The organism is Pseudomonas sp. CROZ-RG-20F-R04-15 (genome assembly GCF_022662375.1).
Classification (GTDB): Bacteria; Pseudomonadota; Gammaproteobacteria; order Pseudomonadales; family Pseudomonadaceae; genus Aquipseudomonas.
In genome coordinates, this window is record NZ_JAKNQL010000001.1 from 757,394 (window position 1) to 781,543 (window position 24,150).

Annotated in this window: 19 protein-coding genes; 10 read left to right on the forward strand and 9 right to left on the reverse strand. The window is 58.1% G+C overall.

Annotated elements, in window-relative coordinates; translation table 11 throughout:
- Window positions 1–2 precede the first annotated feature (2 nt).
- A complete protein-coding gene (locus L8H52_RS30415; RefSeq protein WP_277930211.1) occupies window positions 3–5,564 on the forward strand; it encodes a calcium-binding protein in 5,562 nt (1,853 codons plus the stop codon).
- A 67-nt stretch (window positions 5,565–5,631) separates the two neighbouring features.
- Here L8H52_RS30415 and L8H52_RS03465 read toward each other — a convergent pair whose 3' ends face one another.
- Entirely contained in the window at window positions 5,632–6,744 is a 1,113-nt protein-coding gene (locus L8H52_RS03465; protein WP_242204573.1) for an enoyl-CoA hydratase/isomerase family protein, read from the reverse strand.
- A gap of 132 nt (window positions 6,745–6,876) precedes the next feature.
- On the opposite strand from L8H52_RS03465, the gene ung reads away from it, so the two are divergent.
- The gene (ung, locus tag L8H52_RS03470) at window positions 6,877–7,569 is read left to right on the forward strand and encodes a uracil-DNA glycosylase (protein ID WP_242204571.1); all 693 of its coding nucleotides are present in this window, start codon (window positions 6,877–6,879) and stop codon (window positions 7,567–7,569) included.
- A gap of 119 nt (window positions 7,570–7,688) precedes the next feature.
- Here the strand turns inward: ung and L8H52_RS03475 are convergent, their stop codons facing one another.
- The 5 genes from L8H52_RS03475 to L8H52_RS03495 are packed head-to-tail and all read right to left on the reverse strand — an operon-like array spanning window position 7,689 to window position 13,080.
- Window positions 7,689–8,723 (reverse strand): AbrB family transcriptional regulator, encoded by a 1,035-nt coding sequence (locus L8H52_RS03475; RefSeq protein WP_242204569.1) that lies wholly within the window; start codon window positions 8,721–8,723, stop codon window positions 7,689–7,691.
- On the reverse strand, window positions 8,716–10,230 hold the full coding sequence (locus L8H52_RS03480; protein WP_123594781.1) for a tripartite tricarboxylate transporter permease: 1,515 nt from the start codon (window positions 10,228–10,230) through the stop codon (window positions 8,716–8,718). The genes L8H52_RS03475 and L8H52_RS03480 overlap by 8 nt, the downstream gene beginning before the upstream one ends.
- Before the next feature lies 1 nt (window position 10,231).
- Window positions 10,232–10,696, reverse strand: coding sequence for a tripartite tricarboxylate transporter TctB family protein (locus tag L8H52_RS03485; protein WP_123594780.1), 465 nt, complete (start codon window positions 10,694–10,696; stop codon window positions 10,232–10,234).
- Between the two features lie 60 nt (window positions 10,697–10,756).
- On the reverse strand, window positions 10,757–11,734 hold the full coding sequence (locus L8H52_RS03490; protein ID WP_242204567.1) for a tripartite tricarboxylate transporter substrate binding protein: 978 nt from the start codon (window positions 11,732–11,734) through the stop codon (window positions 10,757–10,759).
- Window positions 11,735–11,787: 53 nt separating this feature from the next.
- A complete protein-coding gene (locus tag L8H52_RS03495; protein WP_242204566.1) occupies window positions 11,788–13,080 on the reverse strand; it encodes an OprD family porin in 1,293 nt (430 codons plus the stop codon).
- A 235-nt stretch (window positions 13,081–13,315) separates the two neighbouring features.
- Between L8H52_RS03495 and L8H52_RS03500 the strand changes: the two genes are divergently transcribed.
- Entirely contained in the window at window positions 13,316–13,987 is a 672-nt protein-coding gene (locus L8H52_RS03500; RefSeq protein ID WP_242204563.1) for a response regulator, read from the forward strand.
- The gene (locus L8H52_RS03505) at window positions 13,980–15,365 is read left to right on the forward strand and encodes a sensor histidine kinase (protein WP_242204561.1); all 1,386 of its coding nucleotides are present in this window, start codon (window positions 13,980–13,982) and stop codon (window positions 15,363–15,365) included. Before L8H52_RS03500 ends, L8H52_RS03505 begins: the two co-directional genes overlap by 8 nt.
- A gap of 105 nt (window positions 15,366–15,470) precedes the next feature.
- Here the strand turns inward: L8H52_RS03505 and L8H52_RS03510 are convergent, their stop codons facing one another.
- Both L8H52_RS03510 and L8H52_RS03515 read right to left on the reverse strand, forming a co-directional pair.
- Window positions 15,471–16,292: an HDOD domain-containing protein gene (locus L8H52_RS03510; protein ID WP_242204559.1), complete on the reverse strand. Its 822-nt coding sequence runs from the start codon at window positions 16,290–16,292 to the stop codon at window positions 15,471–15,473.
- 35 nt (window positions 16,293–16,327) lie between these two features.
- Entirely contained in the window at window positions 16,328–17,269 is a 942-nt protein-coding gene (locus L8H52_RS03515) for a folate-binding protein YgfZ (protein ID WP_242204557.1), read from the reverse strand.
- A gap of 150 nt (window positions 17,270–17,419) precedes the next feature.
- On the opposite strand from L8H52_RS03515, the gene L8H52_RS03520 reads away from it, so the two are divergent.
- Together L8H52_RS03520 and L8H52_RS03525 are read left to right on the forward strand one after the other, a co-directional pair.
- Window positions 17,420–17,674 (forward strand): succinate dehydrogenase assembly factor 2, encoded by a 255-nt coding sequence (locus tag L8H52_RS03520; RefSeq protein ID WP_053118052.1) that lies wholly within the window; start codon window positions 17,420–17,422, stop codon window positions 17,672–17,674.
- The gene (locus L8H52_RS03525; RefSeq protein ID WP_242204555.1) at window positions 17,658–18,110 is read left to right on the forward strand and encodes a protein YgfX; all 453 of its coding nucleotides are present in this window, start codon (window positions 17,658–17,660) and stop codon (window positions 18,108–18,110) included. The genes L8H52_RS03520 and L8H52_RS03525 overlap by 17 nt, the downstream gene beginning before the upstream one ends.
- Here the strand turns inward: L8H52_RS03525 and nadB are convergent.
- On the reverse strand, window positions 18,079–19,695 hold the full coding sequence (nadB, locus tag L8H52_RS03530; RefSeq protein WP_242204553.1) for an L-aspartate oxidase: 1,617 nt from the start codon (window positions 19,693–19,695) through the stop codon (window positions 18,079–18,081). The genes L8H52_RS03525 and nadB overlap by 32 nt on opposite strands.
- A 558-nt stretch (window positions 19,696–20,253) precedes the next feature.
- On the opposite strand from nadB, the gene rpoE reads away from it, so the two are divergent.
- The 4 genes from rpoE (at window position 20,254) to L8H52_RS03550 (ending at window position 24,070) form a co-directional block, all read left to right on the forward strand.
- Entirely contained in the window at window positions 20,254–20,835 is a 582-nt protein-coding gene (gene rpoE, locus L8H52_RS03535; protein WP_003172477.1) for an RNA polymerase sigma factor RpoE, read from the forward strand.
- A gap of 30 nt (window positions 20,836–20,865) precedes the next feature.
- Window positions 20,866–21,453 (forward strand): RseA family anti-sigma factor, encoded by a 588-nt coding sequence (locus tag L8H52_RS03540; protein ID WP_034153146.1) that lies wholly within the window; start codon window positions 20,866–20,868, stop codon window positions 21,451–21,453.
- An 8-nt stretch (window positions 21,454–21,461) separates the two neighbouring features.
- Complete coding sequence (locus L8H52_RS03545; protein WP_242204551.1) at window positions 21,462–22,427, forward strand: MucB/RseB C-terminal domain-containing protein; 966 nt, start codon at window positions 21,462–21,464, stop codon at window positions 22,425–22,427.
- 209 nt (window positions 22,428–22,636) lie between these two features.
- A complete protein-coding gene (locus tag L8H52_RS03550) occupies window positions 22,637–24,070 on the forward strand; it encodes a DegQ family serine endoprotease (RefSeq protein WP_242204549.1) in 1,434 nt (477 codons plus the stop codon).
- Window positions 24,071–24,150 lie beyond the last annotated feature (80 nt).

The following is a 24,150-nucleotide window of genomic DNA, read 5'->3' on the forward strand; positions in this document are numbered from 1 at the left end:
CGATGAGTTATGTTTTTAATGATCTTGAAAAAACAGAAATCTTAAATGCAGCAAATATTTGCAAGGGACTGATGTTCGATTCTGAAGATGTCGAATATCTTGCGCTGGAATTAACAGGGGCTAGCTGCGCTCCCTTGTATCAAAAACTATTCGATATTATTGGCGGAAGAGTTTCTGAGGTTACAGTTGTCGATAATGAAGCGGGAAAAATTCTGAAAAGCGCCAGGCTCTGGCTTGCCGTGGCCATTGATGCCAACGGTGGAAACGGTGCCTACTCCGCCCTGATTCGCGGCTACACCTCGCGGCAAGGTGAACTGAGATTGAATAAAATCTTCAGTGAAAACCTGATGCAGCTGTCATCGAATCAGGTCGCCGCCAATTTCATCAATACCTTGATCGACGGATCCCTCGCGGGTCGGCTGGCACCCTGGACGGTTCCATCCATCAGCCAGATTGCAGAGATTGATGCCAGCGCGATCGGCAAGGCACTGTTTAGTGAGGCTTGCGGAGAGAGGGATACAGCGGTGAGCCATAACACCGGCTGGTCCGGGACAGTCGGATTCAGCCTGTTGGGTGGAGCGCCTCCCTATGAAACCTGGAGATTGATCTCCGCTGGTGATTCGCAAGGGGAGGATGGCGGACCGCCGACTCAAGCAAAAGCCAACAGGCTCGATGACTATAAAAATATTCTGTTCGCCATCGATTCATACAGTGTCGGCCTGCGGGCGGCGCTCAGCAATTTCGGCGTTAATCCATTGCAAAGTCTGCTTTCGGTGGTGCCGGAACAAATCAATATCGCGCTCGCCAGTGGCAGCCTCAATCCGCTGATTCAGCATGTCGTGAAAGGCACGCCAGTTTCCGTCGTGGTCGACCTGATATTGCGCTATGGCCAGAACGAATTCCTGGACATGTTCAAGCGCACCTACGACGGCGATTCAGCAGCACCTACCACCGATGAAACCTTCGCCACCAACGCTTACGCATTCTTCTCGGCATTTTCACCAGAGCAGTCCCAAAGCATCGTCACTCAATCAATAGGCGAATATGGAAGCGCTAATTCATGGGCAAAACTGGCTGGCGAGTCGACACCCATCGGCCTGTCGTTGCGCAACTCCCTGAAGCAACTCAGTGAAATCGTCATTGAACGAGCTGACGGTTACCCCGGACGCGGACTGGAACTCTACGATCCGCTGACCGGCGAAGGTTTCATCACCGCGCAATGGCTTGCCGATCGTGCGCAGATGCTGGCCCGGTTGATTGCCCGAACTCAGCACTCGTTTGGAGAACACTCGCTGCAGAAGTTTTCCTACTCCGATCTTGCTTCCGCCAAACAGGTGCCGATGACCACCGGTGTGTTGAACCCGCTGGTCATGTTCGGTGATGACGGCGCGCGGTCTTTCGAGGGCGGTGCGAACACGGATCATCTGTTTGGCGGCGCGGGCAATGACACGATCAACGGGCTGGCAGGTGAGGATGTCATCGAGGGTGGAGGCGGCAACGACTTGCTTGCCGGAGGCGACGGCAATGATGCGTTGCACGGAATGGCCGGTGATGATGTTTTGGTCGGCGGCAAGGGCAATGACTCTTTGATCGGTGGCGAAGGCAGCGACCGCTATGAGTTTTCCAGCGGTGATGGCATCGATGTGATCTTCGACACCAACGCAAATGGGCAGCTATGGATCAACGGCTTGCCGATTCCTTCACTCAAACGTCGCGCCCCTTTGAGCAATATCTGGTCGACCGAGGATCAGGCCATCACCCTGACCCTCATCGAAGAAAGCAATGAACCTACGCTCAACATCAAATATGGCCTGAACGATCTCGTCGTTATCAAGAACTTCCGCCCGGGGATGTTAGGTATCCGACTTCCCGAATACCAAGGCCATACGGTATCTGCTCCCGATCTGGTTCTCCAGGGCGACTGGAAAGCGAAGGATATCGACCCCAATGTTCCCGGTGATCAGTTCTCATACGATGAGCTTGGCAACGCCTTGCTATTGGCCAACGTAAAACAGAGAAACAAGGCCGATGTGCTCTACGGCTCTGCAAAAGACGACGTCATTCTCGGACTTGGCGGATCAGACCGATTGTTCGGCAAGGACGGAAACGATCAGTTGTTTGGGGACAAACAGACGACGCTCGAAAAGGCCATGGCCGCTGGCGACTCTAAAGGGAAAGCAACTCGCGGCGATTGGCTTGATGGAGGTGCGGGTCACGATCTGCTCATCGGTACGGCATCCCAGGACGTGCTTCTGGGCGGTAATGATCGGGATACGCTGATTGGAGGTGCGGGAGATGACGTTTTATCAGGGGATGCAACGACCGGCGCGCTGGAGCAGAAATGGGGATTCAAACGCGTCGACGTACTTATAGACGGTGGTGTCACCAGCCACCGAACTGTCTTTTCAAAGGCCTCCTTTAACAGTTCGACGCAGGGCGATAACGATGTTCTCTACGGCCAGGGCGGTCGCGATGTTCTCAATGGCGGATGGGGCGAGGATCTGCTTGATGGCGGAACTGAAGATGATCTTCTTGGAGGGGATGGGGGGGATGACACGCTGGCGGGAGGATGCGGTAACGACACACTATTGGGAGACAACCTCGACTGGGGAGGTGGACTGCAAAGCAAACACCATGGCAACGATGTATTGGACGGTGGCAGTGGCGATGATTGGCTCGCTGGTAACGGTGGAGCCGATGCAATTTATGGTGGCCCAGGCAATGACACTCTCCACGGGGATGACGATGTACTGAACGGCGTTGCCGGTGACGCCGCCCACTTTTTTGGAAATGACCTGCTGGACGGTGGTGCGAGAGACGACAAACTTTTGGGCGGCGGGGCGAATGATCTGCTGTTCGGAGGGGAAGGTAACGACGCGCTGGCCGGGGACAATGCTGAGCATCCGATTCGGTACCACGGTAATGATTTACTTGATGGTGGAGCGGGCGATGACACACTTCAGGGAATGGGTGGCTCCGATACCCTGATCGGTGGGGCAGGAGCTGACGCGCTGGATGGCGATGTCTCCAACCTGCAGTCAGGTGGAATCAACAATGATTACCTTCAAGGCGATGAAGGAAACGATACCCTTTTAGGCGGCTTGGGCGCCGACACGCTTTATGGTGGCGCTGATGATGACATTTTATCCGGCGACTACGAGCAGACAGCCGAGGTTGAACACGGCGCAGATTATCTGGACGGTGGTTCAGGCAACGATACCTTGCTCGGCGGTGGTGGGAATGACACGTTATTGGGCGGGGAGGGCGTAGACCACCTTCGTGGGGATTCCGGCAATAACGTGTTTGATGGCGGGGCCGGTAACGACGTGATGGAGGGCCATGACGGCGCTGATGTTTACTGTTTCGGGGTGGGTGATGGTCTTGACGTTATCACCGATTCAGGTGGCAGCAATGTCATCAAGTTCGGCGCCGGGTTTTCTGCGGAAAGTCTGAAGGCCGACATCATTGAAGTTTCCGTAGGCCGGGTCTTGCGACTGTTCAATGGCGAGGGGGACGCCATCCTTATCAGGAATCATGAAGAATGGAAGAATTCAACGTTCACGTTTAGCGATGGTGTCATTCTCGGCTATCAAGAGGTCATGAAAAAAACGCTGCCAGCCGTAGAGATCATCGAGCCGCCAGCAGGGGATGGAGTGCTGGCCAAAGAAGAAGTTAAACACATCATTGAAGAGAAAGATCAGGTTGCTGTTCCGGACCAATCAGGGATCGTTGTTCCTGGCGAGGAACGAAGTAATGCCATTGATCATGATGTTGGCTGGACAGACAGGTTCCTGGCGGAGCTCAAAGCAAAGCGCTCCGCTAGCAGGCATGCAACAGGATTTACCTTGAGCAAACCAGGTGTCTGGGTTCGTAACCATATAACCACCAACGATACGGGTTATATCACCCACATTGATGTGATCGATGAAAGCATCGAAACGGGGGCATTGTCTGAAACGCCTCAATGGATGGGGTCTGCCACTGGCGATGCGGTGTTTAGCGAAAGACAGTCAAGCTCTACATCCCAATCAAGTTTTCGAGAGGTAAAGAAAGAGGGCATTACGGCGCCGTCATCGCTGAAACCGCATTATTTTCGATCTGGCACTGCCAGCGTTTTTTCATTCAAAATCGGCGACGTAATTATCGCGGATAGAAAAGATTCAGGCGCTATTGAAGGGTGGTACATCTATCCCGCTGAAAGTTTCGCGGCGGGCGAAACTGTCCGCAAGGAATTTCGGCGGGATGTCACAACTGAAACGATCAAGCATAAACTTGTCCACGGCAACGATGCCGGTGGGCGAGTTAATGTCGAAGTCGGCAATCTTTTCCAGGGTGGTGCGGGCGATGACCTGATCGTCGCCTATTCTGGGTTTCTACTTAATTATGGCTCTGTTAATGACAGGATACCGGGTGCCTTTTTGTCCGCCGGGGCAGGCAACGATACCCTGCTCGGTTCTGAAGGCGCTGATTATTTATTGAGCGGCGCGGGGGATGACTACCTGTACGGTGAAAACGGTGCCGATACTTACATCGTGCAGGCGCATGCTGGCGCAACGACCATTATCGCGGATGTGCTGAATCCGGTTTTTCTCCGACCTGAAGTAGGTGTGGCCGGATGGAAGGACGAGTATGGATTGGTCGATCAAGATACTGTCGTGCTTCCAGAGGACGCGACGCAGGAGAATTTGCAGCTCAGTTGGGGCGCAACACTCATTGAAACAGTGAATATTGAGTTGGCATCTGATTCGCGTCGTGATGCCTATCGCCATCCGCCTCGGGCGAAAATGCTCTATTCGACACTCGATATTAAATGGGGTGGATCTCAGAAAGTTCGCATTGTTCTACCCAATGCCGGAGATATCGAGGGTTCCGGTATCGAGGTTATAAAGTTTGCAGATGGATCAAGCGCTAGTCTCAAAGATCTGTTGGGCTCCAGTCAGCTGGGTCCTGCCCCGGATACTTATCACAATGGTCTCTTGGTCGATAATGCGGCCAGTGCCAAATCTATGAGGGATGGCCAAGCGCTCCCACTGGTGGGAAGTCACGGTAACGACACCTTAAGCGGTGCTGGTGAAATCAGAGGTATGCAGGGCGATGACATGCTTGCTGGCAGTGTCGGCGATGATGTTTTGGTAGGCGGCGATGGTAATGACACATTGTCTGGTGGTGCTGGCAACGATCTCTATAAATACGATGGTCTTGGAAGAGACTTGATCAATAACATTGGGGGCGGGATCGATGGAATCGATTTTTCTGGTGTGGACCTACCTATTGAACAATTAAGGTTTCACCGCGATCAGGATGATCTTGTGATAGTGGTCAGTTATGGCATGGGCCCCAAGATTCGAGTGGCTAATCATTTTTCTGGAGGCGAAAGCGCGATTGGGTTCATAAGGGTTAGCGGCGAAGGAAAAACGGTTCAAGACTACACCGCAACGCAAATTGCCGAACGACTGCATCCTCTTCCGCCACTGCGTGATGTGGAGGATATTCTTGTAAGGGAAAATGAAGAGTCGCAACTCGCATTGGCCGAAATAATCAAGTTCTACGAACTGAACATGTGACCGCAATAACTTCAGATTGAGGAAACCGCGATGGGACCAAAAGGTGTGCATCGCGGGCAATCGATCTTCAATACTGCGTCAAATCCGCCAACGGATGCCGCCCCTCCCAAACCTTGTGAAAGTGCGCCTCAACCACCGCATCCGGCACATTGTTAATGTCCGGCCAATGCCAATGCGGTTTCTGATCCTTATCGATCAACCGTGCGCGAACCCCTTCGCTGAATTCCGGATGCCGGCAGCAATTGAGGCTCAGGGTGTATTCCATCTGAAAGACTTCCGCCAGCGACATGTGCCGGGCGCGGATGATCTGTTCCCACACCAGATGCGCGGTCAGCGGTGAGCCTTCGCTCATGGTTTTCGCCGCCCGGGCGATCAGCGGATCGCTGCTGTCGCGTTGCAGGCTGATGGCTTTCCAGGCGCAGGTAACGTCGCTGACATCGAGCAGTTCGTCGATCTGCTGACGCCGCGGCAGCCACTGCGCCTCGGGCATCTGCGCCACGGCTTCCTGTTGCAGCGCTTTGAGCAGGCTATTGAGCTGCCTGTCGGTCTGCTCCTGCCAATTCAGCTGCAACAGCCCTTCGATCAGTTGCGGCTGCTGTTCGTCGAGCAGGAAGCGGTCAGCCAGATCCAGATCGATCGCATCACGACCGTTCATGTGCGCACCGGTCAATCCGAGGAACAGACCGAGCTTGCCCGGCAGCCGCGCGAGAAACCAACTGGCGCCGACGTCGGGATACAGACCGATGGTGATTTCCGGCATCGCCAAGCGGCTGCTCGGCGTGACGATCCGTGTGCTGGCGCCTTGCAACAGGCCCATGCCACCACCAAGCACGTAACCATGCCCCCAGCAGATCAGCGGTTTTGGATAGGTGTGCAGGCTGTAATCCAGACGGTATTCCGCGCTGAAAAACTGCGCGGCCAGTGGCGGGACTTCGCCGGGATGGGCGCGACAGGCCTCGACCAGGCTGCGTACTTCGCCGCCGGCGCAGAAGGCTTTGGCGCCGTTGCCGCGCAGCAACACGCAGACGATTTGTGGATCCTTGGCCCAGGCGTTCAGTTTGTCGCTGAGGGCGTTGATCATCGGCAGGGACAGCGCGTTCAGCGATTTTTCAGCATCCAGGCTGGCGATACCGATGCGGGCGCCGTCGGTGCCGGTGAGTTCTTCGAAGTGCAGATTCATCGTGACCTCGATCGGGAATTTGAACGATCAGTATGATCGTTGTGTGGGAAAGTGCCGGATCTGTGTCAGAGCAATTGACAAGCGTGGTCGGCTTTCCTAGGGTTCGCCCCATTGTTTTTGCCGGGTATGACCATGACTGCTGACGACCGTATCAAACTCGAACCGAGCTGGAAGGAGGCACTGCGTGCTGAGTTCGACCAGCCTTACATGGCAGAGTTGCGCCAGTTTCTGCAGCAGGAGCGGGCGGCCGGCAAGGAAATCTATCCGCCGGGGCCGATGATTTTCAATGCCCTGAATTCGACGCCGCTGGATAAAGTGAAAGTGGTGATCCTCGGCCAGGACCCTTATCACGGTCCGGGTCAGGCCCACGGTTTGTGCTTTTCGGTGCAGCCGGGCGTGCCGGCGCCGCCGTCGCTGGTCAACATCTATAAAGAGTTGAAGCGCGATCTGAACATCGACATTCCCAATCACGGCTATCTTCAGAGCTGGGCCGATCAGGGCGTGTTGATGATCAACACCACCATGACCGTCGAGCGCGCCAATGCCAATGCGCACAAGGACAAGGGCTGGCAGTTTTTTACCGACCGGATCATTGAACTGGTCAGCGAGCGTCAGCCGCATCTGGTGTTCATGCTCTGGGGCGCGCACGCGCAGAGCAAGCAGAAGCTGATCGACGCGACCAAACATTTGGTGCTGACGTCGGTGCATCCGTCGCCGTTGTCGGCTTATCGCGGGTTTTTGGGTTGCGGGCATTTCAGCCGGACCAACAAGTTTCTTGAGCAGAATGGCCAGACGCCGATTGAGTGGCGCCTGCCACCGATCTGATCGGTTGGCTGAGCGGGCCCCTTCGCGAGCAAGCTCGCTCCCACATTGGTTTTGCGGCGTTCACATGACCAGTGTGGGAGCGAGCTTGCTCGCGAAGGAGGCAACTCGGTCTTCCAGACTTACTCGGGATTACGATTCCAGTATTTGAACAGCGGCTCCGCCAGAAACAGCACAAACAACAGCCGCATCACCTGCATCGCCGTCACCAGCGGCACCGACAGTTGCAGGGTCTCCGCCGTCAGACTCATCTCGGCGATCCCGCCGGGCATCATGCCCAGCGTCAGCGAGCGCAGATCCAGATGGGTCAGCGCACTCAAGCCCAGCGCCGCCAACGTCGCGATCAACATGGTCAACGCCGTGCCAATCAACGTCCGCCCCATGAATGATGGCGCACGGCGGAAGAACTGCCGGTTGAAGTGGCAGCCCAAACCGCTGCCAATCAGCCACTGACCAATCTGGCTGCCACCATTGGGCAGACCGATGTGCAAATCCCAGATGATACTCACCGCCGCACTCACCAGCAACGGCCCGAACAGCCACGGATTGGGTTGGCGCAAACGCTGCCAGAGCCACGCAAGCAAACCGCCCGCCGGAAATAGAATCGCCAGCCAGCGCCAATCGACGCTGCCGGCGTGAGCAATCGGGTTGCCGTCGCCGAGCAAATACTTGAACGCTGCCGGCACACACAAAACCACCACCAGCACCCGCAAACTTTGCCCCGCCGCGACGTGGCTGAGCAGCGCGCCGTTACGCGCGCCGAGGTTGACCATCTCCCCGGAACCGCCCGGCATGCTTGAGAAAAACGCGGTGGCGCGATCCTCACCGGTGCGGCGCATCAACCACACGCCGACCACCGCCGACAGGCTGGTGACCAGCGCACCGAAGAAGATCAAACCGAAATGGCTGAGTACCTGCTCCATCACCACCGGGGTGAAGTGCAGGCCGATGCCGATGCCAACGATCCACTGGCCGCACTTGCGGCCGCCAGGGATTTCGGTGAGTTGCCACGGCGTCAGGCAGCGCACCAGGATGATCGCCAGCAACGAGCCGACCATCCACGGTAGAGGCCAGCCGATCTGGCTGGCGAGGTAACCGCCAAGCAGACCGACCAGCGGGGTTCCCCACCAGGATTTCAGTGAGGCGCGATCAAACATCGGCAATGGCGCGTTGCGCAGCCGAACGTTTACGCCAGATGCGGATGATCGGCATCAGCAGCATGATCGCCGTCAGTACCCAGACCCCGAAAGTGATCGGGCTCGACCAGAGAATTTCCAGTGCACCGTTGGAGATCGACAGAGCGCGACGCAGGTTCTGCTCCATCAGACCGCCGAGGATGAAGCCCAGCAGCAGCGGCGACAACGGGAAGTCCAGCTTGCGCAGGATGTAGCCGAAAATGCCGATACCGATCATCAGGAACAGGTCGAATGTGGTGGCGTGCACTGCGTAAACGCCGATCCCGGTAATGATCGCAATGACCGGCACCAGCGCCCAGTTCGGCACGGCGAGGATGCGGGTGAAGATGCGGATCATCGGAATGTTGAGGATCACCAGCATGACGTTGGCGATGAACAACGAGGCGATCAGGCCCCAGACGATGTCCGGTTGTTGCTGGAACAGCAGTGGGCCCGGCGTGATGTTGTACAGCGACAGCGCGCCAATCATCACCGCAGTGGTGCCCGAACCCGGTACGCCAAGGGTCAGCATCGGCACCAGTGCGCCGCACGCTGCGCCGCCGATGGCAGTTTCCGGCGCGGCGAGGCCACGAGGGTCACCTTCACCGAATTTGCCGCTGGCACCGGCGATGCGCTTCTCGGTCATGTAGGCCACGGCGCTGGCGAGGGTCGCGCCGGCACCCGGCAACACGCCCATGATGAAGCCCAGCACGCCGCAACGGACGTTGACCACGAATACCGAGGCCGCTTCCTTGAAGTTGAACATCATCCGGCCGGTGGCTTTTACCGCTTCCTGGCCATGGTGGGTTTTTTCCAGCAGCAGCAGGATTTCGCTGATGGAGAACAGACCCAGCACCAGCACGACGAATTGAATACCGTCGGTGAGGTGAATATTGTCGCCGGTGAAGCGATAAACCCCGCTGTTGGCATCGATGCCGACGGTCGACAGGAACAGGCCGATCAATGCCGCGATGAAGGTTTTCAACGGTCGATCACCGGCCATGCCGCCGAGACAGACAATCGCGAACACCATCAACACGAAGTATTCCGCCGGGCCGAAGGCAATCGCCCATTTCGCCAGCAGCGGCGCGAACAGGACCATGCCGCAAGTGGCGATAAACGCACCGATGAACGAACTCCACGCCGACAACGACAGCGCCACACCGGCCAGGCCTTTGCGGGCCATCGGGTAGCCGTCGAGGGTGGTCATCACGGTGGAGGCTTCGCCCGGAATGTTCAGCAGGATCGAGCTGATCCGGCCGCCGTATTCGCAGCCCAGATACACCGCTGCCAGCAGGATCAATGCCGACTCCGGTGGCAGACCGAGGGCGAATGCGATCGGGATCAGCAATGCCACGCCATTGATCGGACCCAGGCCCGGCAACAGGCCGACGACGGTGCCGATCAGGGTGCCGCACAGCGCGGTCACCAGGTTGTAAGGGCTCAGCGCGACGCCGAAACCCTGGCCCAAATAGCCAAGAGTATCCATATCAGTTCTCCAGAACGCTGAGCAGGCCGAGAGGCAGCGGAACGTCCATCACACGGTCGAACAGCAGGTAAAGACCGATGGCCATCAGGCTGATGATCACCACGCTCGGCAGCCAGCGGCCGCCGTAGAGGCGAGCCATCGGTACGCCGGTGATAATGCTGGCGACGATGAAACCAAGGGGTTCGAACGTGCCGGCGAACACCAGCAACAGGACCACGCAGATGCCGATCTTGGTCAGGGTTTCGCGGTCCAGTGGCGGCTCGTCGTCACTGTGCTTGATCGCTGCCGGACGGAACACCATGTACAGCAGTGCTGCGCCCATCAGGGCAAGCATCAACAGGGGAAAGGCACGCGGGCCGACCGGTTCGTAGGAAAAAGCCGCTTGGTACGGCCACGCCATCAGTGCCAGGCCGACGCAGACCAGCAACAGCACCGAGGCGAAAATGCGTTGTAAAAGTGTGGACATGACAAACTCCTGGGCCATGCCCCTGATGCGCAGGGACACGGCCGTGGGATGCAGGGACGGTTACTGGATCAGGCCGAACTCTTTGGCCAGCACTTTGTAGTCCGCTACCTGTTTCTTCACGTAGGTGTCCAGTTCCGGGCCAGTCATGGCGAACGGGAACAGTTCACGCTGATCGCGCAGCTTGGCGAACTCCGGCGAGGCCAGCAGTTTGTCGAACGAGTCTTTCCACCAGGCGTAATCTTCGTCGCTGACTTTTGGCCCCAGGTAGAAGCCGCGCACCACCGGCCAGACGATGTCGTAGCCTTGCTCGCGAGCGGTCGGGATGTCTTTCATTTCCGGCTCGTCGAGACGCTTGTCGGCGAACACTGCGAGCAGACGCATGTCACCGCTCTGGATGTGCGGCATGGAGTCGGAGATGTCGGTACTGCCGACCTGGATGTGACCACCGAGCAGCGCGGTAGCGATTTCGCCGCCACCTTCGAGGGCGACATAACGCAGGTCGCGCGGGTTGATCCCGGCAGCCTTGGCGATCAGTGCGGTTTGCATCCAGTCCTGACTGCCGACAGTGCCGCCGGAACCGATCACCACTTTGCTCGGATCTTTCTTCAGTGCCTGAACGAGATCGTCGAGGGTCTTGTAGGGCGAATCGCTTTTCACCGCGATGGCGCCGTAGCTGGTGCCGACCGCCGCCAACCAGCGCACGTTGGTTTCATCGAAGCGACCAAACTTGCCCTGCGCCAGGTTCAACAGCGAGCCACTCGACCACGCCACCAGCGTGCCGGCATCGGCCGGGCGCTGAGCGACCACAGCGTTGTAGGCCACCGCGCCGACACCGCCGGGCATGTAGGTGACGCGCATTGGTTTGGTCAGCAGTTTTTCGTTGACCAGGGCGCTCTGCACCAGTTTGCAGGTCAGGTCGAAACCACCACCGGGCGAGGCGGGGGCGATACATTCCGGACGTTTCGGTTCGGCCATCAGTTGGCCGGCAAACAGGACACAACTGGCGGCTAGTGCAACTTTACGCAGTGACAGGTTCATTCGATTCTCCACGGGCATTGTTGTTATTCGACGTGTTTTTCTTCAGCAGGCCATTACCAGAGCGCAACGCTGTAGCTCACCAGCAAACGCACTTCGTCTGCATCGCGAGCCGAGTAATTGGAGCGGTAGGTGGCATTACGCAAACGCACGGCGACATCCTTCAAGGCGCCGCTTTGTACTACATATTTGATCTCGGTGTTGCGCTCCCACTCTTTGCCTTCTTCGCCGTTCTTGAGCTTGATGTTGTCACCGCTCAAGTAGCGGCTCATGAAGCTCAGGCCGGGGACGCCGAGTTTGGCGAAGTCAAAGTCGTAGCGTGCTTGCCATGAGCGCTCTTCAGCACCGGCGAAGTCGTTGATCTGCACGAAGTTGACCAGGTACGGGTCGCTGCCATCGACATACGGGAAGGCGCTGTCGCCGGACATGTGCTGATAACCGGCGCTGAACTTGTGGCCGCTCAGCGCGTAGCTGACCAGACCGTTGAGCGAGCGGTTGTCGATCTCGCCGCCACGGGCCGCGCCCTGATCATCGCTGACGGCAAAACGCAGGTCAGTGGCAAACGTGCCAGGGCCCATCGGACGTGAGGCCACGAGACCGAAGAAGTGTTGGTTGTAAACTTCGTCGAGCTGGGCGAAGTGGTAACTGCCGGTGATCTTGTCGGTGAACTTGTAGTCCACGCCGCCAAAATCGAAATGCTTGCCGGCAGCGGTGCCAGCAAAACGGCTGTTCTTGTTGTTGAGGGCGATGTCCTCGAAATCGGTGCTGTCACGATCCTTGGCTTTCTCCAGTCGACCACCGGTGAAGGTCAGGTTCTTGATCTCTTTGGAGGTCAGCAAACCGCCTTCAAAGGTCTGCGGCAGGATGCGCCCGTCGTTGGGTTTGAGGATCGGCAGTTCAGGAATCAGGCTGCCGATTTTCAGCTCGGTGGCGGAAATTTTCACTTTGCCGGTCAGGCCGACCTTGGAGTACTCATCGGCGGCGCGTCCGTCATCGTGGGTCGGCAGCAGGCCGGTACCGGTGCGGTCAGGGCTTGAATCGAGCTTGACGCCGAGCATGCCTAAAGCATCGACACCGAATCCGACGGTGCCATCGGTGTAGCCCGATTGCAGATTGAGCATGAAGCCCTGGGCCCATTCATCACGCTTGGATTGCTGGGCGCTGGTGCCATCGCGAAAGTCGCGGTTGAAATACATGTTGCGGGTTTCGAAAGTGGCGCTGCTGTCTTCGATGAAGTCGGCAAAACTCAGCGGCGAAAAACCGGCAAGAGCGGCGGCACTGGCAAGGGCGGTGTGGCTGAAACGGGAAGGGCGAACAGGCACAGGTGCCTTGGTCTGCATGGACGGCATGCGGGGTACTCCGTTTATTGTTCTTATTGGTCGAAAACGCTTCGTGGCGTTTTTCTTTACGCTGTGTGGCATCAGCGACGGCAGTCGGAACTGTCCGTGGGCCGACTCTAACGGGCTAACCTTTCGCTAACCTTTCAGCTGACTTTCACGGTTTTCGGGCTTCACAGCGGCGGTTGCGGCTGTAAACTCCGCGGCAAAGCGTGGCGCCGGCCATCCCTGAACGAGGTAAAAATCCATGCGTGTTCTGCTCGTCGAAGACCATCTGCAACTGGCCGAAAGTGTCGCTCAGGCGCTCAAGAGCACCGGTCTGACCGTGGATGTGTTGCACGATGGCGTGGCCGCCGATCTGGCGCTGGGCAGCGAGGAATATGCCGTGGCTATCCTCGATGTCGGCCTGCCGCGCATGGACGGTTTCGAGGTACTGGCGCGATTGCGCGCTCGCGGAAAAAATCTGCCGGTGCTGATGTTGACCGCGCGCAGCGATGTGAAGGATCGCGTCCATGGCCTCAATCTCGGTGCCGACGATTACCTCGCCAAACCGTTCGAACTGACTGAACTGGAAGCCCGGGTCAAAGCCTTGCTGCGCCGCAGTGTGCTGGGCGGCGAGCGTCAACAGCGCTGTGGCGTACTCGCCTATGACCTCGACACCCGACGCTTCACCGTCGGTGAAGAATTGCTGACCCTGACGTCCCGCGAGCAAGCGGTGCTGGAAGCACTGATTGCCCGTCCGGGGCGGGTGATGAGCAAGGAGCAACTGGCCTCTCAGGTGTTCGGCCTCGACGAAGAAGCCAGCCCCGACGCCATCGAAATCTACGTGCATCGCTTGCGTAAAAAACTCGATGGCCAACCGGTGGCGATCGTGACTTTCCGTGGCCTCGGTTATCTGCTGGAAAGCCGCGATGCATAAGCCCAGCAGCCTGCGCTGGCGCTTGCTGTGGAACCTCGCATTGCTGCTGGTGGTGTTGATGCTCGCCAGTGGTTTGAGCGCTTACTGGAATGGCCGCGAAGCTGCCGACACCGCCTACGACCGCACGTTGCTGGCCTCGGCACGGACCATCGCTGCAGGCCTTTCGCAACGCGATGGCAGCCTCAGCGCCGACGTGCCCTACGTGGCCCTCGATACATTTGCCTACGACAGCGCCGGGCGGATTTACTATCAGGTCAACGATATCCATCAGAAGCTGATTTCCGGCTACGAAAATCTCCCCGGCCCACCACCCGGTACGCCGCGCACTGACAGTTACCCGGCGTTGGCGCGGTTCTACAACGCCACCTATAACGGCCAGAACGTGCGCGTGGTCAGTCTGCTGAAAGCGGTGACCGAGCCGAACATGAACGGCATGGCGGAAATCCGCGTGGCCGAAACTGACGAGGCGCGGGTGAGCATGGCCCGCAGTCTCGCCGCAGACACATTGCTGCGCTTGGGCATGTTGGCGATCGGCGCGTTGTTGCTGGTGTGGTTTGCGGTCAGTGCTGCGCTGCGACCGCTGGAGCGCTTGCGCACAGCGGTGGAAGAGCGACAGCCCGATGATTTGCGTCCGCTGCCATTGGTTGAAGTGCAGCATGAACTGTGGCCGCTGGTACGCGGGCTCAACCATTTCACCGAGCGCTTGCGTGGCCAGTTTGAGCGGCAGGCGCAGTTCATTGCCGATGCGGCGCATGAGTTACGTACGCCCTTGGCAGCGCTGAAGGCTAGGCTTGAGTTGGGCCTGCGTTCGAACGAGCCCGAGACATGGCGCACGACATTGGAATCCTCGGCGCAAAGCACCGATCGCCTGACCCATCTGGCCAATCAGTTGCTGTCGCTGGCGCGCGTAGAAAACGGTGCGCGGGCGATCGCCGAGGGCGGTGCGCAGTTGCTCGATCTGAGTCAGTTGGCTCGTGAGCTGGGCATGGCGATGGCGCCGTTGGCGCACAAACGCGGGGTGGCGCTGGCGCTGGAGGCGGACGAACCAGTGTGGTTGCGCGGTGAGCCGACGTTGCTCAACGAGTTGCTGAGCAATCTGGTCGACAACGCGCTGGCGCATACGCCACCGGGCGGCAATGTGATTTTGCGGGTCACGGCGCCGGCGGTACTTGAGGTGGAGGATGACGGCCCGGGGATTCCGCTGGAGGAACGTGATCGGGTGTTCGAGCGGTTCTACCGACGCAATCAGCAGGTGGCGGGTTCTGGATTGGGCTTGGCGATTGTCGGTGAGATCTGCCGGGCGCATCTGGCGCAGATCAGTCTGCATGATGGCGAGCAGGCGGGGTTGAAGGTGCGGGTCAGTTTTATTGCCGGGTAATTGTGGTGGTTTGCTGGCCCCTTCGCGAGCAAGCTCGCTCCCACTCTGGAATGCATTCCAATGTGGGAGCGAGCTTGCTCGCGAAGGTCGCGCCTCGGTCTCGGATCAGTAAAACATCGTCCGCGATTCTTCCAGATCTTCACACAATGCTTTGTTCTCCGGATCAATCCCAAGCTTCCTGAACGCCGGCACGCTCAGTGGATCGATCCGCGCAAACGGATGATCAGTACCCTTGTGGCAATACAGGCTCGCCACTTGCACCAGATCGACGTAATCAATGGCCGTCGAGTCGCGCTTGAAGTCCTGATAGCGCCCCGGCAATTCCACCAGACGTTCCGGAAACTCCCAGACCCGCAGCAGTTTGTCGCCCAGCAACGGATGAATGTGATCGATCACATGGTTGAGGCTGACCGGGTCCGAGAGCAGTTCGTAGTGATCCTCGGCGTAAGTCAGAATCGGCAGCACACCGATCTGATGCACCAGCCCGCCGAGCGCAGCCTGATCGGGTTTGAGCTGCGTGTAGCGGCGGCACAGCGCGTAACTGACCCCGGCAATTTCCAGGCTCTTGCGCCAGACTTCGCGCATTTTCTGTTCGACCACTTCTGAGCGGGCGTGGAAGATCTGCTCCATCACCAGACCGATCGCCAGGTTGCTGCTGTAGTTGATGCCCAGACGGGTGATGGCTGTGTGCAGGTCGGTGACTTCCTGTGCGGCGCGCAGCAGCGGGCTGTTGACCACTTTGATCAGGCGCGCCGACAGCGCCGTGTCCCGGCCGATCACTTTGCTCAGGTCGCTGACGCTGATTTCCGGGTCTTCAGCGGCCTTGCGAATCTGCAGGGCCACTTCCGGCAACGTGGGCAGAACCAGGTCATCGTTATCGATGGCCTCAACCAAATCCTGTTGGACTTTTTCCGCCAGTTCGCTCATTTAAACTCTCTAGGGTGTTGCAACAAATGCTGCGATCAGCGCTGGATTTCGCGGTCGCGATCCAGTTCGTAAGGCAGGTCGAGCAGATGCAGCGCGGGTCCTTCGAGGGTGCCCAGATGCAAATCACCGGCTTCGGCAGCTTCGGCCTGCAGCACCGCCAGGAGTTCAATGTTTTGCCCGGCGTTGGCGGCCAGCACCACTTCGCCGATGGAGCTGTTGTGGCTTGGCGCGAACAATTGCGTGCCAGGCTCCGGCAACTCGGCAGCGTCCAGGCTCAGGCGATACAGACGACGCTTGAGTTTGCCCAGGTACTGCATGCGCGCGACGATTTCCTGGCCGGTGTAGCAGCCTTTCTTGAAGCTCACGCCGCCGACGGCTTGCAGATTGAGCATCTGCGGGATGAACAACTCGCGGGTGCTCGGCATGACCTGGCCGATACCGGCGCGGATCTGGCCCAGCAGCCATTGATTCAGCTCGGCTTCAGGCACGGCCGCAGCCAATTTGGCTTTGATTGCGTCAGCCTGATCGGCCGGAGCCCAGAGTTCCGCGCGATCGGGCGAGACGCGAATCGCGATCAGACCTTCGTTACGCGCGACGCTGTCGGTTTCGGCCGGCAGGTCCAGACCGAGGCTGGTCAAAGCGTTGTCGCCATTCTCCACGCCGAAACGCACCCAGGCGGCGCTTTCGTCGGTCAGTTTCGATTTGGAGAACACCGCGTACTTTTTCAGGTCCGCCAGTTGCGGCTCCAGCAGCTCGCTGGCCATTGCCAGGACCACGCCATCACCTTCGAGCAGAATGCGGAAGCTCGACTGCATCCGGCCCTTCTGCGTGCAGCGGGCGCCGAGGCTGGCACGGCTGTCGCTCAGGTAATTGAGGTTGCAGGTCAACTGGCCTTGCAGGAATTTTCCGGCATCCGCGCCGCGAACCGCGAGAACGCCTTCATGAGACAGGGTGCAGAAAAAAGCAGAATCGGCCATGGGTCATCGCAGGGTAAATAGACTGGGGCACATCATAAGGGGGCGTCGGTGAAATGGGTAGTTGATAAAGGATCGGTGGTGCCCGACCAAAGCCGACTGTGCGACCCGCGTCGGGGCTGTATACTTGCCGGCAAATTTGAGGAGGGCCCCATGGTCGAACAAGTTGAACTGAATCGCCTGTTTTGGCACAGCCGTCGCGGCATGCTTGAGCTTGACGTATTGCTGGTGCCGTTCGTGAAGGAGGTTTACGCGACTCTGAATCAGGTGGATCGCGATCTGTATGTGCGTCTGCTGACGTGCGAGGATCAGGACATGTTCGGCTGGTTCATGGAGCGCAGCGAGTCTGAAGACCCGGAGCTGCAGCGCATGGTTCGCATGATTCTGGACCGTGTCCAGCCCAAGTAATACGTTCGAATGCCGCTGGCATGCCTCACGGCAGTTGCTGGCGGCGTATCTGTTGGCCCAGGCGCTCGCACTGGGTTCGTTGTTTCTGCTTTCTATTCCACTTTGGGCCAGTCTGCTTGGGGCTTTAGTCTGCCTGTTTCATGGCTTTTGGGTGTTGCCACGGCAGATTCTGTTGAGTCATCCCGCTGCGTTTCGTGGATTGCGCCGGGACGCCGATGGCTGGCAGCTGTGGAATCAGGTGGAGGGTTGGCAGGCCGCACAGCTGCGCCCGGACAGTCTCGCGCTGCCGCTGATCGTGGTGCTGAGGTTCAGGTTGCGCGGTGAATGGCGGGTCAGATCGATCTGCGTGCCAAGGGATTCGCAGGCGGCGGATCTGCACCGACGCCTGCGAGTGCGGCTCAAGTTCAGCCGACGTAGGTGGGCGGCACCAGAATAGTGTCGAGCGCTTCGGGCAGCATATCGGGATAGTCGAGCGTGTAGTGCAGGCCACGACTTTCCTTGCGCTCCATGGCTGAGCTGATCATCAGTTCGGCGACCTGAGCGAGGTTGCGCAACTCGATCAGGTCACGGCTGACTTTATAGTTGCTGTAGAACTCGTCGATCTCGTCCAGCAGCAGACGCACGCGGTGCTGCGCCCGTTGCAGGCGCTTGTTGGTGCGCACGATGCCGACGTAGTCCCACATGAACCGCCGCAGTTCATCCCAATTGTGCGCGATGATCACGTCTTCGTCGGAGTCGGTCACCTGGCTGGCGTCCCAGACGGGCAGGGCGCTTGGCGCGGCGACATCGTCCAGTTGCGCGAGGATGTCCGCTGCGGCCGATCGCGCATAGACAAAGCATTCCAGCAGCGAGTTGCTGGCCATGCGGTTGGCGCCGTGCAGGCCGGTGAAGCTGGTTTCACCGATGGCATACAAGCCCGGAACATCGGTGCGACCTTGTTGATCGACCATCACGCCACCGCAGGTGTAGTGCGCGGCGGGTACGACCGGAATAGGTTGTTTGGTGATGTCGATGCCGAAACCGAGGCAGCGCTCATAAACAGTGGGGAAGTGGGTCTTGATGAAGTCTTCAGGCTTGTGGCTGATGTCGAGATAGACGCAGTCGACACCCAGACGCTTCATTTCATGGTCGATGGCCCGAGCGACGATGTCGCGCGGTGCCAGTTCGGCGCGTTTGTCGAAGCGATACATGAAGCGCTCGCCGTTCGGCAGCTTCAGGTGTGCGCCTTCACCACGCAGGGCTTCGGTAATAAGGAAGCTTTTCGCTTGTGGGTGGTACAGGCAGGTCGGGTGGAACTGATTGAATTCCAGGTTCGCCACCCGACAGCCGGAGCGCCAGGCCATGGCGATGCCATCACCGCAGGCGCCGTCGGGGTTGCTGGTATAGAGGTAAACCTTGGCCGCGCCGCCCGAGGCCAGAATCACAAAACGTGCGCCGTAGGTATCGACTTCACCGGTTTTGCGGTTGAGTACGTAGGCACCGAGGCAGCGCTCGCCTTCCATGCCTAAACGGCGTTCGGTAATCAGATCAACGGCAACCCGCTGCTCCAGCAATTCGATGTTCGAACGCTCTTTGGCCTGAGCCAGCAAAGTTTTGAAGATTGCCGCGCCGGTAGCATCGGCCGCATGGATGATGCGACGGTGGCTATGACCGCCTTCTCGGGTCAGATGAAATTCGAATCCGCCATCTTCAGTGCCGGATTGATCGTCGCGGGTGAACGGTACGCCTTGGTCGATCAACCACTGGATGGCTTCGCGGCTGTGCTCGACAGTGAACCGCACGGCGTCTTCATGGCACAGACCGCCACCGGCGTTCAGGGTGTCATCAACATGGGATTCGACAGTATCAGTGTCGTCGAGCACGGCGGCGACGCCACCCTGGGCCCAGAAGGTCGACCCATTGGCCAGATCGCCTTTACTCAAAACGGCAATGCGCAAATGACCTGGCAGGGTCAGCGCGAGACTCAAACCGGCAGCACCGCTGCCTATGACCAGAACATCATGTTGGAATTGTTGGCTCATTACAGGATTCCGCTCAAAGCGACCCGGGTCGGGGGTGGCGCAAGACAGCTGGATCGGCGAGTCAAGACAGCCACACAGCCCACTAGTATATAGAGGGGGGGGGCGGCACAATAGCCGAGCCGACATGGCATTGTGAAACTACTGCGTAGGAAAAAACCGCGTGCTTCGTCGGAAGTTTTTTTCACCCTTTTGGGTAGAACACGACTGTATCGGCGCTGAAACAGGATTTTTCTGCCCTGGGTTGCCCAATGTCAGGGCGGTGCGGCTATAAATAATTGGAACTTTTGCCAAAGGCCCAAGATCAATAGTCGGTGCCAGAAACAAGGGGCGTGTCGGCTTCAGTGCGGAATCTGCGGTTGGATTCCTGCCCGGCGAAACCGATAACAAGATTATTCGCGCAGCCGGTTTATCCCGCGCTGCGTTTTTCGTGCGTGCCAAATCAGAGCCCGCAGGAAACTTGCCTGGAGGGGGAGAACTTTTGCGAAAAGCCCGAGTCTATGTTTGCAAGTCTGGTCGTTTAGTTATGCAAGTCTCCTTCGGGCTTATCGAGGAGTGTTCATGCTAACCCAGGAAGAGGATCAGCAGCTGGTCGAGCGCGTTCAACGCGGCGACAAGCGAGCTTTCGATCTGTTGGTGCTGAAGTATCAGCACAAGATTCTCGGGTTGATCGTGCGTTTTGTGCACGACACCCATGAAGCCCAGGACGTGGCTCAGGAAGCCTTTATCAAGGCGTATCGAGCACTTGGAAACTTTCGCGGCGACAGTGCGTTTTATACGTGGCTGTACCGTATTGCCATTAACACGGCGAAGAATTACCTGGTTTCACGCGGCCGCCGGCCGCCGGATAGCGATGTAAGTTCCGAAGATGCAGAGTTCTACGATGGCGATCATGGCCTCAAGGATCTCGAGTCGCCAGAACGTGCACTGCTGCGGGATGAGATCGAAGGCACCGTCCATCGAACCATTCAGCAACTGCCAGAGGATTTGCGTACAGCTTTAACTTTACGTGAATTCGATGGTCTGAGTTACGAGGACATTGCGAGCGTCATGCAGTGTCCGGTGGGTACCGTGCGCTCCCGGATTTTCCGCGCCCGGGAGGCCATCGATAAAGCCCTGCAGCCGTTGTTGCAGGAAAACTGAGACAGCGGCGACAGCCAAGAGAGGAACGCCATGAGTCGTGAAGCCCTGCAGGAATCGCTGTCCGCAGTGATGGATAACGAAGCGGACGAACTGGAATTGCGTCGAGTGCTCAATGCACTGGATGATGTTGATACCCGTGAGACCTGGGCTCGTTACCAGATCGCTCGGGCAGCCATGCACAAGGATCTGCTGCTTCCGCGTCTGGATATCGCTGCGGCAGTGTCTGCTGCACTGGAAGACGAAACGGCTCCGGCCAAAGTATCCCGTAGCCCATGGCGCAACCTTGGCCGTCTGGCTGTTGCAGCCTCGGTGACTGTTGCCGTTCTGGCCGGTGTTCGCCTGTACAACCAGGACGAAATCGCTGGTGTCGAACTGGCTCAGCAGTCCAATCAGCCAACCCTGGCCACTCCACAGGTCAAAGGTCCGGCTGTTCTGGCAGGCTATAGCGAGAGTTCGGAAGCCACTGGCCCGATGGCTAACGGCGTACTGCAAGGTCAGCCAGGTTGGCACGATCAGCGTCTGCCAGGTTACTTGCGCCAGCACGCTCAACAGGCTGCACTGAAAGGTACTGAAAGCGCGCTGCCTTACGCACGTGCTGCAAGCCTGGAAAACCGTTAAGGAGGATCATGCGCGCCATACCTCTACTTTCGCTTCTGCTAAGTGGCTGGTTCATTGTTCCAGCCCACGCTGACGAGGCCCAGGACTGGTTGACCCGTCTGGGCCAGGCCGAGCAGCAGCAAAGCTTTCACGGCACATTCGTTTACGAGCGTAACGGTAGCTTTTCTACCCATAACATCTGGCATCGCGTCCAGAATGGCCAGGTCCGCGAGCGTTTACTCCAGCTCGACGGCTCGGCGCAGGAAGTCGTGCGCGTTGATGGACATACTCAATGCGTCAGCGGCACCCTGATTGCCGGGCTGGGGGATTCTCCGAACTCAGCCGCTCGTCCTCTCGATCCGCAAAAGCTGAAAAACTGGTATGACCTTGCCGTCATCGGCAAATCGCGCGTGGCTGGGCGAGACGCAGTGATCGTATCGCTGACGCCTCGCGATCAGCATCGTTACGGCTTTGAATTGCATCTGGACAAGAAAACCGGCCTGCCGCTGAAGTCGTTGTTGCTGAACGACAAAGGGCAGTTGCTCGAGCGCTTCCAGTTCACCAGTCTTGATACTGACGACGTCCCTTCGGACAAAGATTTGCAGGCGGATGCCGACTGTAAAGCGATTACGCTCGACAGCGACAAGGCTTCGGCCGTCAAGACTGCACAGGTCTGGCACTCTGAATGGCTGCCGCCGGGTTTTGAATTGACCAGCAGCACCTCGCACAAAGATCCGGAAACCAAGACTCAGGTCAACAGCTTGCTGTATGACGACGGTCTGGCGCGTTTTTCGGTTTTCCTTGAGCCATTGAACGGCGCAACCGTTACTGACACGCGGACTCAACTGGGCCCGACCGTTGCCGTTTCCCGTCGCCTGACCACGCCCGAAGGCGAGATGATGGTGACGGTGGTCGGTGAAATTCCGATTGGCACCGCCGAACGAATTGCTCTGTCGATGCGTAACACTGATGGCACTGCCACCAGCAAGCAGTGAGCTGATTCAGTCACTACCACTTCTTCATCGAGACGTAGATGAAATGTTTGCTGAGCATTTTCATTTGCAAATAACCCGAAAATTTTTTATAGGTCAGAGCCTCACGGCTCTGGCCTTGTTTGTTGTTGCCGGAACAAAAATGCCGGTCGGTGGTTTACGGTGTTCCTTGCTCCATATCGCTTAACCCTGCTCGTCGTAACGGGAGCTGTATGTCGATACCAAGTTTGAAATCTTATCTCTCCATTTTCGCCACTGTGCTGTTGCTCGGTCAGGTGGTCCCTGCTGCGCAAGCGGCCGATCTGCCTGACTTCACCCAATTGGTCGAACAAGCTTCGCCAGCTGTGGTGAACATCAGTACCACGCAGAAACTGCCGGATCGCAAAGTGAACCAGCAGATGCCTGACCTGGAAGGCCTGCCGCCGATGCTGCGCGAGTTCTTCGAACGTGGCATGCCGCCTCAGCAGCGTTCGCCGGGCGGCGGTGGTCGGCAGCGTGAAGCGCAGTCGCTGGGTTCGGGCTTCATCATTTCTCCGGACGGTTACATCCTCACCAACAATCATGTGATTGCCGATGCCGACGAAATCCTCGTCCGCCTCGCCGACCGCAGCGAAATGAAAGCCAAACTGATCGGCACCGACCCGCGCTCCGACGTGGCTTTGCTGAAAATTGAAGGCAAAGATCTGCCGGTGCTCAAACTCGGCAAATCCCAAGACCTGAAAGCCGGTCAGTGGGTCGTCGCGATCGGTTCGCCATTCGGTTTTGACCATACCGTGACTCAGGGCATCGTCAGCGCCGTCGGCCGCAGTCTGCCGAACGAAAACTATGTGCCGTTCATTCAGACCGACGTGCCGATCAACCCGGGTAACTCCGGTGGTCCGCTGTTCAACCTGAACGGTGAAGTGGTCGGGATCAACTCGCAGATATATACCCGCTCCGGCGGCTTTATGGGCGTGTCGTTTGCGATTCCGATCGATGTAGCGATGGACGTTTCCAATCAGCTGAAAAGCGGCGGCAAAGTCAGCCGTGGCTGGTTGGGCGTGGTCATCCAGGAAGTTAACAAGGATCTCGCCGAGTCGTTCGGTCTGGAGAAGCCAGCCGGCGCGCTGGTTGCGCAGATTCAGGATGATGGCCCGGCAGCCAAGGGTGGCCTGCAAGTTGGCGACGTGATCCTGAGCATGAACGGCCAGCCGATCGTCATGTCTGCTGACCTGCCGCATCTGGTCGGCGCACTGAAAGCTGGCGCCAAAGCCAATCTGGAAGTGATTCGTGAAGGCAAGCGCAAGAACGTCGAGCTGACGGTCGGCGCGATCCCTGACGAAGACAAAGAGCTTGATGCGCTGCCGAAGTCCGGCGCTGAAAGTACCAGCAACCGCCTCGGTGTTTCGGTGGGCGAGCTGACCGCCGAGCAGAAGAAAACCTACGACCTCAAAGGTGGTGTGGTGATCAAGGAAGTGCAGGACGGTCCTGCGGCGTTGATCGGTCTGCAGCCAGGTGACGTGATCACGCACCTGAACAATCAAGCCATCGGCTCTTCCAAGGAGTTCGGCGAGATCGCCAAAGCGCTGCCGAAGAACCGTTCGGTGTCGATGCGCGTGCTGCGTCAAGGTCGCGCCAGCTTCATCACCTTCAAGCTGGCTGAATAATTCAGCGGTAAGGTAAAAAAGAAACCGCCTCGAAAGAGGCGGTTTTTTTATGCCTGAAGCTTTTGCCTTGCCCGGTAAGA

Excerpts from the sequence above, each read along its gene's own strand:
- L8H52_RS30415 (WP_277930211.1), top strand. The coding sequence starts at position 3 with ATGAGTTATGTTTTTAATGATCTTGAAAAAACAGAAATCTTAAATGCA.
- L8H52_RS03465 (WP_242204573.1), bottom strand. The coding sequence starts at position 6,744 with ATGAATCTGCACTTCGAAGAACTCACCGGCACCGACGGCGCCCGCATC.
- ung (WP_242204571.1), top strand. The coding sequence starts at position 6,877 with ATGACTGCTGACGACCGTATCAAACTCGAACCGAGCTGGAAGGAGGCA.
- L8H52_RS03475 (WP_242204569.1), bottom strand. The coding sequence starts at position 8,723 with ATGTTTGATCGCGCCTCACTGAAATCCTGGTGGGGAACCCCGCTGGTC.
- L8H52_RS03480 (WP_123594781.1), bottom strand. The coding sequence starts at position 10,230 with ATGGATACTCTTGGCTATTTGGGCCAGGGTTTCGGCGTCGCGCTGAGC.
- L8H52_RS03485 (WP_123594780.1), bottom strand. The coding sequence starts at position 10,696 with ATGTCCACACTTTTACAACGCATTTTCGCCTCGGTGCTGTTGCTGGTC.
- L8H52_RS03490 (WP_242204567.1), bottom strand. The coding sequence starts at position 11,734 with ATGAACCTGTCACTGCGTAAAGTTGCACTAGCCGCCAGTTGTGTCCTG.
- L8H52_RS03495 (WP_242204566.1), bottom strand. The coding sequence starts at position 13,080 with ATGCCGTCCATGCAGACCAAGGCACCTGTGCCTGTTCGCCCTTCCCGT.
- L8H52_RS03500 (WP_242204563.1), top strand. The coding sequence starts at position 13,316 with ATGCGTGTTCTGCTCGTCGAAGACCATCTGCAACTGGCCGAAAGTGTC.
- L8H52_RS03505 (WP_242204561.1), top strand. The coding sequence starts at position 13,980 with ATGCATAAGCCCAGCAGCCTGCGCTGGCGCTTGCTGTGGAACCTCGCA.
- L8H52_RS03510 (WP_242204559.1), bottom strand. The coding sequence starts at position 16,292 with ATGAGCGAACTGGCGGAAAAAGTCCAACAGGATTTGGTTGAGGCCATC.
- L8H52_RS03515 (WP_242204557.1), bottom strand. The coding sequence starts at position 17,269 with ATGGCCGATTCTGCTTTTTTCTGCACCCTGTCTCATGAAGGCGTTCTC.
- L8H52_RS03520 (WP_053118052.1), top strand. The coding sequence starts at position 17,420 with ATGGTCGAACAAGTTGAACTGAATCGCCTGTTTTGGCACAGCCGTCGC.
- nadB (WP_242204553.1), bottom strand. The coding sequence starts at position 19,695 with ATGAGCCAACAATTCCAACATGATGTTCTGGTCATAGGCAGCGGTGCT.
- rpoE (WP_003172477.1), top strand. The coding sequence starts at position 20,254 with ATGCTAACCCAGGAAGAGGATCAGCAGCTGGTCGAGCGCGTTCAACGC.
- L8H52_RS03540 (WP_034153146.1), top strand. The coding sequence starts at position 20,866 with ATGAGTCGTGAAGCCCTGCAGGAATCGCTGTCCGCAGTGATGGATAAC.
- L8H52_RS03545 (WP_242204551.1), top strand. The coding sequence starts at position 21,462 with ATGCGCGCCATACCTCTACTTTCGCTTCTGCTAAGTGGCTGGTTCATT.
- L8H52_RS03550 (WP_242204549.1), top strand. The coding sequence starts at position 22,637 with ATGTCGATACCAAGTTTGAAATCTTATCTCTCCATTTTCGCCACTGTG.